This window comes from Streptomyces sp. SID5469 (assembly GCF_009862865.1).
Classification (GTDB): Bacteria; Actinomycetota; Actinomycetes; order Streptomycetales; family Streptomycetaceae; genus Streptomyces; species Streptomyces avermitilis.
This window is the reverse complement of the sequence record NZ_WWIN01000001.1, coordinates 1353440-1367697: the sequence shown is the minus strand read 5'-3', so window position 1 is coordinate 1367697 and position 14258 is coordinate 1353440. Positions and strand designations below refer to the sequence as shown.

The following is a 14258-nucleotide window of genomic DNA, read 5'->3' as shown; positions in this document are numbered from 1 at the left end:
CTCGCCGGCCCGGTCCGGACGCGGATTCCGGCCAGACCGGGTATGTGCCGTCAGCGGGGTGCGACGGCGCGAAGGGAGCGCAGGTAACGGCGGCGGTAGAAGCGCTGCGCCACGAGGAGCAACGGGAACAGTGCGCGCCATGGGCCGCTCGGCGCGGGGCGGGTCAGGGACCGGAGAGTCAGCGCGACCGCGCCGTCGGGAGTCCGGTGGACGACGAAGGCCTCCTCGCCCGAGACGGGGTGGCCGGGCAGGGTGCCGTAGGCGAAGCCGCATCGCTCGGGCGTGACGACCACGGCGACGACCCGGACGGGTTCGTGCACGGCGAGCGGCCCGATGGCTGCGGTGATCCGGTATTCGGCACCCTCGGTGACCCGCTCGCCCGCGCCGGACCGGGGCGTGACGCGAAAGCCGCTGCGCCGCTTGATGCCCCAGTGGAGGACCGCGTCCGCTGCCGCGCGCCAGTGGGCGTCGCCGTGTCCGATGACGACGGTCCGGTCGTAGCGGCGGTACCCCTCGCCGTCCGCGTGCCAGGACTCGTCGCCGGGGCAGGTGGCTCCGGCCGGTCCATAGCTGAGGGCCTCGGCCGGTGGCGGGCCGGGCGCCCGGGGGAGATCCGAGGGGCTGTGCGGGGGCATGAGGCTCCTGTCGCAACGGGCGGTCACTGGCTGAAAGCCTAAGGAGCCGCGTCGCGGCCCTGCTGGTGGGGCAGGTGGGCATGCGCTTTTGGTATTGGCTGGAGTTCGCCCTGTCTGCGGCGCGCCGGGATACGTACGATGCGATCGCTCCCGGCCTCCACAGATCCTTCACAGGTAGGGAGTGCATGTCGGCCTGTTTTGGCATGCGCATGAAGCACGGTGCAGGGCAGTACGGCACAGCACGTCTCGGTATCTGATCCAACGCATGTGGTCTGCGACGGCTCTTCGCTCACGCGGCGGGCCGCACCCCCCTATTCACGGCGGCCCGCACATCCGTGTGCGGGCCGCCGGAACGCCAACGCAACGGATGGGAGAACCATGGCTGGTGGGCTGCTCCTGAGCGGCGCGATCGCCGCCCTCTTCACCACCGCACTTCCCGTAGGGGACCCGTCGGGCGGGTTCACCGACCCGCCCCCGGACAAGATCGTCATCAAGGTCGCCACCGTGAACGGCTCCGGCTGCCCCGCCGGGACCGCCGCGGTCGCGGTCTCGCCGGACAACACGGCCTTCACCGTGACGTACAGCAACTACCTGGCCCAGGTCGGAGGCAACGCCGACCCCACCGCGTTCCGCAAGAACTGCCAGCTCAACCTGCTCGTCCACGTCCCGCAGGGCTTCACGTACGCCGTCGCGAGCGCGGACTACCGAGGCTTCGCCGCCCTTCAGCGCGGCGCCACCAGCACGGAGAAGGCCTCGTACTACTTCCAGGGCTCGTCGAACACGGCTTCCATCACGCACCCCTTCAGCGGCCCGTACAACGACAACTGGCAGGCCACGGACACCACGGACTGGGCCCAACTGGTCTGGGCCCCCTGCGGTGTTCAGCGCAACTTCAACATCAACACCGAGCTCCGCGTCAACGCCGGCACCTCCACTCCCGGCAGTTCGAGCTTCATGACGATGGACTCGACCGACGGTGACATCAGCACGATCTACCACCTGGCCTGGAAGGAGTGCCCGAAGTAGTTCGGCCCGCACCACTGCCCGTGTCCCTTCACCGGCTCTGCCGCATCGGAGCTGGGGGAGGGGCACGGACCGCGTCGAGAGACGGTGCTCAGACCGCCTCCGGCTCCCGTACGAGATGCATCGCCACGCTGGACCAGTCGCCGGCCGGCAGGTCGAGGCGCAGGCCGTAGTCGCCCAGGACGGAGGCATGGTGCACGGTGCCGGTGCGGCTGTCGCGGTACCGGGCCGCCGGAGTCAGTGCCCTCAGCCGTACCGGCAGGTCGGCGTCGCCGGGACGCGGGACGCCGCGCCAGGCGAGCACCAGTGACTCCGAGCCGTCCGCCGAGGTGTACTGCACGACCGCGGGCGACTGGCCGGAAGGCGGCGACAGCCGATCGAGCCTGCCGTGCTGCACGAGATGGCGCACCTTCTTGTACTCGGTGACCAGCGCGGCCCCTTCCCGCAGTTCCTCCTCCGACCAGCGCGCCAGATCCCCGCCGATGCCCAGCGCCCCCGCCATCGCGGCGTGGAAGCGGAACCGCAGCGGGAGCCCACGGCCGGTGAACTGGTTGGGCGCGTCGGTCACCCAGCACCCCATGGTGCGCGCGGGATAGATCTGGCTGAATCCGTGCTGGATCCACAGCCGGTCGGCGGCATCGGTGTTGTCCGAGGCCCATGTCTGGTCCGTACGCCCCAGGATCCCGAGGTCGATCCGGCCGCCGCCCCCGCTGCACGACTCGATCCGCAGCCCCGGGTGGTCCGCGCGGAGACGGTCGATCACCCCGTAGAGATGGCGCACGTACTGCGTGCCGAGCCGGTCCGCGCCGTCCTGCTGCCCCGGCCAGCCGGCTTCGCTGAAGGCGCGGTTCATGTCCCACTTGAGGAAGTCGATCCGGTGGGCGCCGACGAGTTCGGTCAGCCAGCCGTACGCCCAGTCGGCGACGTCGCGGCGGGCGAAGTTGAGGACGAGCTGGTTGCGCAGCTCCGAGCGGGAGCGGTCGGGCAGGTGCAGTACCCAGTCCGGGTGCGCCCGGTACAGGTCGCTGTCCGGGTTGACCATTTCGGGCTCCACCCACAGCCCGAAGCGCATCCCCAGTTCGCGCACCCTGTCGGCCAGCGGGCCCAGTCCGTCGGGGAAGCGGTCGGGAGCGGGAGTCCAGTCACCGAGCCCGGCCCGGTCGCTGCGGCGCCCGCCGAACCAGCCGTCGTCGACGACGTACAACTCGACGCCGAGGGCGGCGGCCCGTTCCGCGAGCGCCTTCTGGCCGACCTCGTCGACATCGAAGCCCGTGGCCTCCCACGAGTTGTAGAGCACCGGCACCGGTTCGTCCGGGTGGGGCAGCACATGGGCCAGCGTGTACGCGTGCCAGGCACGACTGGCCGCGCCGAAGCCGTCGGCGGTGAACAGGCCGGCGAACGCGGGAGCGGTGAACTCCTCGCCCGGAGTCAGCGGTACGCCCGTGCCGTCGTGCCCGACGCCTCCGGTGAAGCCGGTCCGCCCGTCCGGGGTGCGCTGTGTGGTGATGCGCCAGCTCCCGCTCCAGGCGAGCGCCGCGCTCCAGACCCGGCCGTGGTCCTCCGTGGCCTCACCGGAGTCGACCATCAGCCAGGGGTTCGTGTGATGGCTGGTGATGCCGCGACGGCTGGTCAGCACGGTCTCGCCGTACGGCAGTCGGTCGCGGCGCAGCCGGCTCTCGGCGGACCACTGCCCGGTGACATGGCTGAGCCGGTAGTCCGCCAGCGGGGGAAGGGTCCAGGCGGCCGAGTCGGCGCGCAGCAGGGTCACGGGCTCGTCCCCGCCGTTGCGCACGACCGTCCACCGTTCGATGACGTCGGTGTCGGCGCGCACCCGGTAATGCAGCGCCACCTGCAAGGGGTAGCGGCGGTCGCGGAAGAACAGGACCAGCTCGTGCGCGCCGTCGGCGCTCTCGTGCACCCGGTGGCCGGTGGGCTGCCATTCGAAGGCGCGGCTCCCGTCCGCGAAGCGCACCTGAAGCGACGGCGGCCCGTAGCGGACCCCGCCGTCGACGGGGAGTTCCTCTCCCACACTCGGTCTGCCCTCGAAGCTGCTGGCAGCGGGTGGCTCGGGGACGGCGAGTTCCTCGGCCGCCGCGAGCGTCAGCCTCGGTCCCCACGCGAGATGGCAGGGGGCACCCGACGCGTCGATCCGTAGTGCGTACGACGTGTGCGGGGTGGTCAGCAGCCAGACCCCGCTGTGCGGGGCGAAGGAGATCAGCGACATGGATCCTCACGTTCCGGTGATGCCATGAGACGGACGGAAGTCAATCGGGACCTTGGATCAGCTGTCAACATCCCAACCAAGTCTCGTATTTGAAGGTAGCAAGTGCCACACAGGAGGTCCTCAAGAGAATCTTGCTTCTTTCATTGACAGCAGAAAATAAGGGTCATAGGTTCCCGGCCATGCGCTCGACCTCTCGCACCGAGGCGTTCCCGGCCCACACGCCGGCCGCCGCCCAGATCTTCACCACCGTGCTGTCCCACGGCCCGCTCACGCGGTCGGAGATAGCGGGGCGGACCCGGCTGTCGGCGGCGGCGGTCACCAAGGCGGTCCGGCCTCTCATCGAGGCCGGCTATCTGGTGGAGGACGCGGACGACGACGCGCGGCAGCCGTCGCTAGGGCGGCCCGCCAACCCGGTGCAGGTCGACGGAGGGCGGGCGCTGTTCATCGGAGTGAAGGTGACGGGCGACGAACTCATCGCCGTACTCACCGATCTGTGCTGCCGCATCCGGGTCGCCCGGCATCTGCCCCTGACGTCGCGCGACCCCGGGGCGGTGCTCGCCTCCATCACGGCCCTCGTACAGGAACTGCTGACGGAGGCGGACGGCTTCGGCGTCGCGGTCCACGGGCTCGGCATCGCGGTGTCGGGTGACGTCGACCGGGCCGCCGGCGTCGTGCGCTACTCGCCCTTTCTGGAGTGGAGCGATGTCCCCCTGGCCGAACTGGCCTCGCTGGCCACGGGGTTGCCGGTCACCGTCGACAACGACGTACGGGCACTGACGGTCGCCGAGCAGTGGTTCGGCGCCGGGGTGGGCCTGTCCGACTTCGCGGTGGTGACCGTCGGCGCCGGCATCGGCTGCGGTCTCGTCGTCCACGGCCATGTGGTGTCCGGGGCGCACGGAGTGGCCGGCGAGATCGGCCATGTGGCCATCGACCCGGCCGGCCCGCCGTGCCACTGCGGCAACCGCGGATGCGTCGAGGCGATCGCCGCCGACTCGGCGATCGTCGGCAGGATCCGCGAGGTGACCGGCATCGAGGTCGCCGACACCGCGGAGGCCGTGGACCTCGCGCACGCCGGAAACCCCGGAGCCCGCGAGGTGTACGCCCGAGCGGGGGACGCGATCGGCCGCGGCATCGCCACGGTCGCCAACCTCCTGGGTCCCGAACGCGTGATCATCTCGGGCGAGGGCCTGGCCGCCTACGACCTGTTCGCCGAGCAGATCCGCGAGGCGTTCGCCGCGGCGGCCTTCGGGTCGGCCGCCCGGTGCGACCTACAGACCCGCCCGCTGCCCTTCGAGGAGTGGGCGCGCGGGGCGGCGGCCACCGCGATTCAGTCCTTCATCAGATCAGACACGTACTGACATGCACGAGGAGCAGCGATGACGCAGCAGAGCCGCAACCCCCTGGCTGCGCGGGGACCCGGCCGTCCCCCGACGGCCGGGGTGACTCCCGGCCGCCGCTCGGTGGTCGGCGGGGTGTTCGGCCTCGGCGCGGCAGTACTGGGCGCGCCCCTTCTGACCGCGTGCGGCGGGGGAGCGGGGGCCGATCCGAAGACGGTCACCTTCGGTTCCAACGGCGCGGACGCCACTCCCAAGTCCGCCTACGCCGCGGTGACCAAGGCGTTCACCAAGGACAGCGGTCTGACGGTGAAGACGAACACCGTGGACCACGACACCTTCCAGAAAAGCATCTCCACCTATCTGCAGGGCACCCCGGACGACGTCTTCACCTGGTTCGCCGGCTACCGCATGCAGTACTTCGCAAAGAAGAAGCTGTGCAGCCCGCTCGACGAGGTGTGGGACAAGATAGGCGCCGGTTTCAGCGACGCCACCAAGCAGCTCTCGCGTGGCGAGGACGGCAAGTACTACTTCGTGCCGCTGTACAACTACCCGTGGGCCGTTTTCTATCGCAAGAGCGTGTTCAAGGAGCGCGGCTACCAAATCCCGCAGAAGTGGAGCGAGTTCATCGCGCTCGCGAAGCAGATGAAGAAGGACGGGCTCTCCCCGATCGCCTCCGGATACGGCGGCGGCGACAGCTGGAGCATTCTCGGCGCCTTCGACTACGTCAACATGCGGACCAACGGCTACGACTTCCACATGTCCCTGATGCGCGGCAAGGTCTCCTGGACCGACAAGCGTGCCGTCGCCACGCTCGATCACTGGCGTGAACTGGCCCCGCACTACCAGCAGGGAGCCGGTGGCCGCTCCTGGCAGGACGCCGCCCAGTCGCTGCTCGACAAGAAGTCCGGCATGGCCGTCATCGGACTGTTCCTCGGCCAGCAGATCACCGACGAGAAAATCCGCAGCGACATCGACTTCTTCCCCTTCCCCGAGATCGACGCCACCCACGGCCAGGATGCCGTCGAGGCCCCCACCGACGGCTTCATGCTCAGCCGGCGGCCCAAGAACGAGGACGGCGCCAAGAAGTTCCTGGAGTTCCTCGGCGGGGCCCGCACCGAGGAGGTGTACATGGGCGTCGACCCGAGCAACCTCGCCGTCAACGAGGAGGCCGACACCGGCTCGTACAACGCGCTGCAGAAGAAGTCCGCCGACCTCATCGCCTCCGCCAAGCACATCAGCCAGTTCGCGGACCGTGACAGCGACCCGGGCTTCATCTCCACCGTCGTGCTCCCCGGCCTGACCCAGTGGCTCGGCCACCCCGACGACGGCGCAGGGACGCTGAAGAAGATCGAGTCCCAGCGCTCGCGTTTCTTCACCGCCTGACCAGGGCCGGAAAGGTCTCCCGCACCGTGTCCTCCGCGCCCTCCGTGTCCTCCGCGCCCGCGTCTCCCGCACCGCGAAAGGCCCGCCCCCGCCGCCTCGGCCCCGGCGACCGGATCTTTCTGACCGTCATCATCGGCATCCCGCTCGCGGCCCTGCTCTTCTTCGTCTGGCTGCCCGCACTGGCCTCCCTGTGGCTGTCCTTCACCACCTGGGACGGCATCGACCTGGTCGACATCCACTGGGTCGGCCTGGACAACTACCAGGAGATCTTCACCAACTACCCGCCGTTCTGGCCGGCGGTGCGGCACAACGTGGCCTGGCTGCTGTTCACGGCCCTGCTGCCCACCCCGTTCGGCATCTTCCTCGCCTACCAGCTCGACCGGAAGATCCGCTTCACGAGGGTCTACCAGACCGCGATCTTCCTGCCGATGGTGCTCTCCCTGGCCGTGGTGGGCTTCATCTGGGAGATCATCTACAACCCCGACACCGGGCTCCTCAACGGCCTCCTGAACGCGGCCGGTTCGGGCCACCACATCGACTGGCTCGGCAACCCCGACCTCAACCTGTGGGCCGTCCTGGTCGCCTCCGGCTGGCGGCACACCGGCTACATCATGATTCTCTACCTGGCCGGCCTGAAGGGCTTCGACCCGGCGCTCAAGGAAGCCGCCGCGCTCGACGGGGCCAACGGACGGCAGACCTTCCTGCGGGTGGTCTTCCCGGCCCTGAGACCGGTCAACGTCATCATCCTGGTCATCACGGTCATGGAGTCCCTGCGGTCCTTCGACGTCGTCTACGTCCTCGGCGGCGGAATCGGAAGCAAGCCGGGCATGGAGCTCCTGTCCCTCCTCATCACCGACAACATCCTCGGCGAGTCCAGTCACATCGGTTACGGTTCCGCCCTCGCGGTCGTCCTGCTCGTGGTCTCCCTTGCCGCCATCGGGACGTTCCTCGTCCAGAACTTCCGCAAGGAGGACCAGTGACCACGACCGTGCCGCGCCCGGCCTCCCGCCCGCGGACCCGGCGCGAGCCGCAGCAGCCGAAGACCTCATCGAGGCCGCGGCGCCAGACAGGCCGTCATCTGATGCTGGGCGGCATCGCCCTGCTGTGGCTCGTCCCGCTGCTGTGGGCGATGTACACGTCGCTGCGGCCCTACTCGGACACCGCGAAGCACGGCTATCTCTCCTGGCCCCACAGCCTCGGCTTCGACAACTTCACGGACGCCTGGGACCAGTCCGGGATGCCGCACTTCTTCTGGAACTCCGTCCTCATCACGGTCCCGTCGGTGCTGTTCACCCTGCTGTTCTCGTCGGCGGTCGCCTTCTTCGTCTCCCGCTTCGACTTCCGCTGGAACATCGTTCTGCTGATGCTGTTCACCGCGGGCAATCTCCTGCCCGCGCAGGTCCTCGTCACCCCGCTGTACCGGCTCTACCTCCTCGTCCCGCTGCCGCAGTGGATGAGCGACTCGCTCCTTCTCTACAACTCGGCCTGGGGCATCATCGCCATCCACATCGCCTACCAGTCCGGGTTCTGCACCTTCCTGCTCAGCAACTACATGAAGACGATCCCGAAGGAGATCTCCGAGGCGGCGCTCGTGGACGGCGCCCCCGTGTGGCGGCAGTTCTTCCAGATCATCCTGCCGCTGTGCCGCCCGGCGTTCGCGGCCCTGGCGACGCTCGAATCGATCTGGATCTACAACGACTTCTTCTGGCCGCTCGCGCTGATCGAGACCGGCGACAAGCGCCCCGTCACCTCCGCCCTGGCGAACCTCCAGGGTGCGTACTTCACCAATCCCAACCTCATCGCGGCCGGTGCTCTGATGACCGCGATCCCCACACTGCTGGTGTACTTCGCGCTCCAGCGCCAATTCATCAGCGGACTCACCATCGGTTCGGGCAAGGGCTGAGCCGCCGTCCGACCGCCGGGGCAAGAGCCGCCCCGCACCAACCGCCCCCGCTGTCATCGTCCCAGGAGGTCCGACCCATGGGGTCATCCTCGTACGCCGTCATACCCGGAGCCGCCCCGCGCTCCGGCCGCCGCTCCATAAGAGCCGTCCTCGTCCTCGCCCTCACCGCGGGTGTCGCGACGGTCGTCCCGGCCGCCCAGGCGGACACGAGCACGCCCGCCGCCGCTCCGGTCGCCGCCAAGCCGTACATGGGCTGGTCGAGCTGGAGCATGCAGTCGTCGAAGTACCCGGGCCTCAACCCGGACGGCGACTACAGCTATCTCACCGAGGCGAACGTCCTGAAGCAGACGGACGCCCTCGCCTCGAAGCTGAAGAAGTACGGCTACGACCACGTCAACATCGACGCCGGCTGGTGGATGGACAAGAACTGGAAGACCCAGTTCGACCAGTACGGCCGGCAGACGCCCGACCCGGTCCGCTTCCCCCACGGCATGAAGTCGGTCGCCGACCACATCCACTCCAAGGGCCTCAAGGCGGGCATCTACCTGCCCGTCGGCCTGGAGAAGGGGGCGTACGGCGACGGCAAGACGCCGATCTCGAAGGCCCCCGGCTGCACCACCGCCGACATCGTCTACTCGGACCTGCGCACCACCAACGGCTGGGACAACGCCTACAAGATCGACTTCGACAAGTCCTGCGCGCAGAAGTACATCGACTCGCAGGCGCAGATGTTCGCGGACTGGGGCTACGACTTCCTCAAGCTGGACGGGGTGGGCCCGGGCTCGTTCAAGTCCGGTGACAACTACAACAACGTCGCCGACGTCGCCGCCTGGCAGAAGGCCATCGCCGCCACCGGCCGCCCGATCCACCTCGAGCTCTCCTGGTCGCTCGACATCGGCCACGCCGCCGACTGGAAGAAGTACTCCAACGGCTGGCGCATCGACACCGACATCGAGTGCTACTGCAACACCCTGGTCACCTGGGAGAACTCGGTCAACGACCGATGGGACGACGCCCCGGCGTGGAGCAGCAAGGCGGGCCCCGGCGGCTGGAACGACCTCGACGCCATCGATGTCGGCAACGGCGAGATGGACGGCCTCACCAAGGCCGAGCGGCAGAGCTACATGACGCTGTGGGCCATCAACAAGTCGCCGCTGTTCACCGGTGACGACCTCACCAAGCTGGACAGCTACGGCGTCTCCCTGCTCACCAACAAGGAAGTCATCGCCGTCGATCAGAACACCTCGCCCGTCGCGCGTCCGGTCACCCCGGTCGGCGACCAGCAGGTCTGGGGCACCAAGAACGCCGACGGCAGCTACACCGTCGCCCTGTTCAACCTCGGCGACTCGCCGGCCTCCGTCACCGCCCACTGGGCTTCGTTCGGATTCACCGGCAACGCCTCCGTGCGTGACCTGTGGAACAAGACGAACCTCGGGACCCACAAGAACAAGATCACCGAGGCGCTGCCCGCACATGGCTCGCGGCTGTTCACGATCAAGCCCGGCGGCGGCACCCTGGCGACCACGGGCTACGAGGCCGAGGCCGCGGCCAACACCCTGTCGGGCAACGCCTCCGTCGGCGGATGTGACGCCTGCTCCGGCGGCAAGAAGGTCGGCAACCTGTACACCGGCGGCAAGCTGCGGATCAACGACATCACGGTGAAGAAGGACGGGATCTACACCGTCAAGGTCGCCTACGTCAGCGGCGACCCCCGCTCGGTGACCGTCCTGTCCAACAGCGGTAACGGCACGAGCCTGAAGTTCCCCTCCACGGGCGACTGGAGCACGGCCGAGACCGTCAGTGTCCAACTGGCACTGAAGGCGGGCTCGAACACCATCACGTTCGACAGCGGCAGCGGATACGCACCCGACATCGACAGGATCGTCGTTCCGCAGTCCGTCTGACGTCCGCAGTCCGTCCGACCTGCTTCCCGCGGGGCCCGGTGACCTGACCCCGGGCCCCGCGGGGACCCCCAGACGGCCCCGCAACCGTCGTTCCCGCATGAGCCGCGCCCGGATATGGAGTGCACCCACCGTGGACATCCAGCAGACCGCACCACGCGACAACAAACCCAGCCGCAGAGGCTTCCTCGCTCTCGCCGCCGCCGGCGCGGCCACCGCACTCGGTGGTCTGCCCGCCTTCACCGCCTCGGCGGCCCCCTTCCGCCCCACCGAGTCGCCCATGCTGTCCGCGGCCGACGCCGCGAAGAACCAGCTGTGGTGGGGCGCTCCCGGCTCCTCCCACTCGATGATCGAGCAGGGGCTGCCGGTCGGGAACGGACGCCTCGGGGCGCTCGCGAGCAACGACCCCGCCCATGAACTTCTGATGATCACCGACGCCACCCTGTGGACCGGCCATCTCAACGACAAGCTCCAGAGCGACGGCCAGTTCCCCTACGGCCGCGACGACTTCGGCTCCTTGACCCTGCTGGCCAAGCTCACGGTCGCCATCCCCGACCACGACCTGGGAAGCGTCGACAACTACCGCCGTTCCCTGGACATGGCCCAGGGCCTGGTCAGCACCTCGTACGACATCTCCGGCGTGACCTACCGGCGGCAGGTCTTCGCCAGCCGCCCCGACGACGCCATCGTCCTGTACTTCTCCCAGCAGGGCGGCGGCGCCTACACGGGCACCGTCTCCCTCGCCGGCACCCACGGCGAGTCCACCACCGCCAACAGCGCGGGGCGCTACGCGTCGTTCGGCGCCTCCTTCGCCAACGGCCTGAAGTACGGCGCCGCCGTCACCGCCCACAGCAGCACCGGCAGGGTCCGCGTCGACGGTACGTCGATCTCCTTCAGCGGCTGCAAGGACCTCACCGTCGTCGTCAGCGGCGGCACCAACTACGCGTCCGACGCGGCCGCGAAGTTCCGCGACCCTTCCGTGGACCCGCAGCGCCTCGCCAGGACCAAGGTCCTCAAGGCGGCCGGCCACCCGACGAGCACCCTGCTGCACACACATGTCGCCGACTTCCGCGCCGTGTTCGGACAGCTGGACATCAACCTCGGCACCTCGTCCGCCGCGCAGCGCGAACTGGACACCTGGGAGCGGCTGCAGGCACGCCACCGGGACGACCTCCCCGACCCGGAACTCGAGGCCGCCTACCTGCAGTTCGGCCGCTATCTGATGATCTCCGGATCGCGGGGCAGCCTGCCGATGGGCCTCCAGGGCCCGTGGCTGGACGGCAACGACCCGGACTGGATGGCCGACTACCACAGCGACATCAACATCCAGATGAACTACTGGATGGCGGACCGGGCGGGCCTGTCCGAGTGTTTCGACGCCTTCACGGACTACTGCCTCGCGCAGTTGTCCTCCTGGACGGACGTCACCCAGCGGCTGTTCAACGACTCCACCAACCGATACCGCAACTCCAGCGGCAAGGTCGCCGGCTGGACCGTCGCCTTCTCCACCAACCCCTATGGCGGGTCCGGCTGGTGGTGGCACCCGGCCGGCAACGCCTGGCTCTGCCAGAGCCTGTTCGAGCACTACGAGTACACCCAGGACCGCGCCTATCTCAAGAAGATCTACCCGCTCCTCAAGGGCGCCGTGGAGTTCTGGGACGCACGTCTCATCACCACGACCGTCACCGACGCGTCCGGCGCGAAGCGCGAGGTCCTGATCGACGACAGCGACTGGTCGCCCGAGCACGGCCCGCAGGACGCCAAGGGCAACACGTATGCCCAGGAACTGGTGTGGGGCCTCTTCGGAAACTTCCACACCGCTTCCGAGCTGCTCGCCAAGGACGCCGCCCACCGGAAGACCGTCGACGGTCTGCGCGAGCGCCTGTACCTGCCCGTGGTCAGCCCCAAGACCGGCTGGCTGGAGGAGTGGATGTCGCCCGACAACCTCGGCGAGACCACGCACCGGCACCTCTCCCCGCTCATCAACCTGTTCCCCGGCGACCGCATCCGTCCGGACGGCTCCACGCCGAAGGACATCGTCGACGGCGCGACCGCCCTCCTCACGGCGCGCGGCATGAACAGTTTCGGCTGGGCCAACGCCTGGCGCAGCCTGTGCTGGGCGAGGCTGAAGAACGCGGACAAGGCGTACCAGCTGGTCGTCAACAACCTGAAGCCGTCGGTCAACGGAACCAACGGCACCGCGATGAACCTCTTCGACATCTACGAGGTGGAGACGGGCCGCGGCATCTTCCAGATCGAGGCGAACTTCGGCACCCCCGCCGCGATCGTCGAGATGCTGGTCTACTCGCGGCCCGGCCATATCGAGCTGCTCCCCGCGCTGCCCGCCGCCTGGGCGGCATCCGGCTCGGTGTCCGGCGTGGGCGTGCGCGGCGGCTTCGTCGCGGATCTCAGCTGGAAGAACGGCAAGGTCACCCGGGCGACGCTGAAGAGCGTGGGCGGCCGCCGCACGACCGTCGTCGCGGGCGGCGCCTCGCGGAAGATCAGCCTCAAGCCCGGTGAGTCCGTCACGCTGCGGAACCTCGGATGAGCGCTGCCTCGTACCGGCGCCGGGCGGCGGGCGTCGTCTCAGCGGTGATCCTGGCGGTCTGCGGACCCCTGACGGTCTCCTCGTCGGCGCAGACGCAGGCGCAAGCGCCGACGGGCACGGCGGGGACCCCGGCCGCCGCGCAGTCCAAGCACTCCGTGGTCACCTGGGGCGCGAGTGCCGACCGGCAGAGCGCCGGGCCCGCCGACCGCAGTTACCGGTTGATCGTGCGCACCAGCGTCGGCGGCACGAACATGCGTATCCGGCTGTCCAACGCCTTCGGTGACCACCCGGTGACCTTCGCGAACGCGTACGCGGGGCTGCGGAAGCAGGGTGCGGAGCTGGTCCACGGCTCCAACCGGAAGCTGTCCTTCGACGGGGCCGCGTCCGTCACCGTCCCGGCCGGTGAGACCGTGCTCAGCGATCCGCTGCCCGGAAAGCTGGCCGCTCAGAGCGATCTGGTCGTCAGCCTGTACGTGACAGGCGCCCAGGGACCGACGACCGGTCACGGGATGGCCATGCAGACCAATTACGCGACCGCGGGCGACCACGCCGCCGAGGAGGGCGCGGCCAACTGGACCGACCCGATGGGCTCCTGGTACTGGCTGGACGCCGTCGATGTGGAGACATCCACGGCGGTCAGCTCGGTGGTGGCCCTCGGCGACTCCATCACCGACGGATGGGCCTCGACCACGGACGGGAACCGCCGCTGGCCCGACTATCTCGCCCGACGGCTCCAGGCCGCGTCCGGCAGCACTGTGAAGGGAGTGGCGAACGAGGGCATTTCGGGCAACAAGGTGCTCGCGGACGGCGCCGGTGAGGCCGCGCTGAAGAGGCTCCAGCGTGATGTGCTCTCCCAGCCCGGGGTCAGCACGGTGTTCCTGTTCGAAGGCATCAACGACATCAAGGCCCACTCCGGCGTCACGGTGGAGGACATGATCGCCGGCTATCAGGAGATCATCGACCGGGCGCACACGGCGGGCAAGTGCGTCGTCGGCGCGACCGTCATGCCGTTCAAGGGCTGGTACGAGTACGACGACGCCTCCGAGGCCGTGCGCCAGGGCGTCAACGACTGGATCAGGAACAGCGGCGCGCTCGACGCCGTGACGGATTTCGACAAGATCACGCGCAGTCCGTACGACCAGCAGCGGATCCTGCCGTTCTTCGACGGCGGCGACCACCTGCATCCCAACGACAAGGGGATGCAGGCGATGGCCGACGCGGTCGACCTCAAGGCGCTCGGCTGCCGGGCGACGGGCGGGACACAGGCAGCGCGCGGCTGACCCTGCTCGCAGGGACGGTTTGGC

Annotated in this window: 10 protein-coding genes; 8 read left to right on the top strand and 2 right to left on the bottom strand. The window is 69.0% G+C overall.

Going from position 1 to position 14258, the window contains the following annotated elements:
- Window positions 1–50 precede the first annotated feature (50 nt).
- The gene (locus GTY58_RS05830) at window positions 51–635 is read right to left on the bottom strand and encodes a DUF1990 domain-containing protein (protein ID WP_010982522.1); all 585 of its coding nucleotides are present in this window, start codon (window positions 633–635) and stop codon (window positions 51–53) included.
- Window positions 636–1013: 378 nt separating this feature from the next.
- Here GTY58_RS05830 and GTY58_RS05825 point away from each other — a divergent pair, with 378 nt between their 5' ends.
- Window positions 1014–1661: a DUF4360 domain-containing protein gene (locus tag GTY58_RS05825; protein WP_010982521.1), complete on the top strand. Its 648-nt coding sequence runs from the start codon at window positions 1014–1016 to the stop codon at window positions 1659–1661.
- A gap of 88 nt (window positions 1662–1749) precedes the next feature.
- Here GTY58_RS05825 and GTY58_RS05820 read toward each other — a convergent pair whose 3' ends face one another.
- Window positions 1750–3882: an alpha-galactosidase gene (locus GTY58_RS05820; RefSeq protein WP_010982520.1), complete on the bottom strand. Its 2133-nt coding sequence runs from the start codon at window positions 3880–3882 to the stop codon at window positions 1750–1752.
- Between the two features lie 179 nt (window positions 3883–4061).
- Between GTY58_RS05820 and GTY58_RS05815 the strand changes: the two genes are divergently transcribed.
- From GTY58_RS05815 to GTY58_RS05785, 7 genes are all read left to right on the top strand, one after another.
- Window positions 4062–5240 (top strand): ROK family transcriptional regulator, encoded by a 1179-nt coding sequence (locus GTY58_RS05815; protein WP_010982519.1) that lies wholly within the window; start codon window positions 4062–4064, stop codon window positions 5238–5240.
- 18 nt (window positions 5241–5258) lie between these two features.
- Window positions 5259–6602: an ABC transporter substrate-binding protein gene (locus GTY58_RS05810; RefSeq protein WP_010982518.1), complete on the top strand. Its 1344-nt coding sequence runs from the start codon at window positions 5259–5261 to the stop codon at window positions 6600–6602.
- Window positions 6603–6628: 26 nt separating this feature from the next.
- Window positions 6629–7582, top strand: coding sequence for a sugar ABC transporter permease (locus GTY58_RS05805; protein WP_010982517.1), 954 nt, complete (start codon window positions 6629–6631; stop codon window positions 7580–7582).
- Between the two features lie 98 nt (window positions 7583–7680).
- On the top strand, window positions 7681–8505 hold the full coding sequence (locus GTY58_RS05800; RefSeq protein WP_237529152.1) for a carbohydrate ABC transporter permease: 825 nt from the start codon (window positions 7681–7683) through the stop codon (window positions 8503–8505).
- Between the two features lie 77 nt (window positions 8506–8582).
- Window positions 8583–10409, top strand: coding sequence for a carbohydrate-binding protein (locus tag GTY58_RS05795; protein WP_010982515.1), 1827 nt, complete (start codon window positions 8583–8585; stop codon window positions 10407–10409).
- Window positions 10410–10539: 130 nt separating this feature from the next.
- Window positions 10540–12954 (top strand): glycoside hydrolase N-terminal domain-containing protein, encoded by a 2415-nt coding sequence (locus GTY58_RS05790; RefSeq protein ID WP_010982514.1) that lies wholly within the window; start codon window positions 10540–10542, stop codon window positions 12952–12954.
- On the top strand, window positions 12951–14234 hold the full coding sequence (locus GTY58_RS05785; RefSeq protein ID WP_010982513.1) for an SGNH/GDSL hydrolase family protein: 1284 nt from the start codon (window positions 12951–12953) through the stop codon (window positions 14232–14234). Before GTY58_RS05790 ends, GTY58_RS05785 begins: the two co-directional genes overlap by 4 nt.
- Window positions 14235–14258 lie beyond the last annotated feature (24 nt).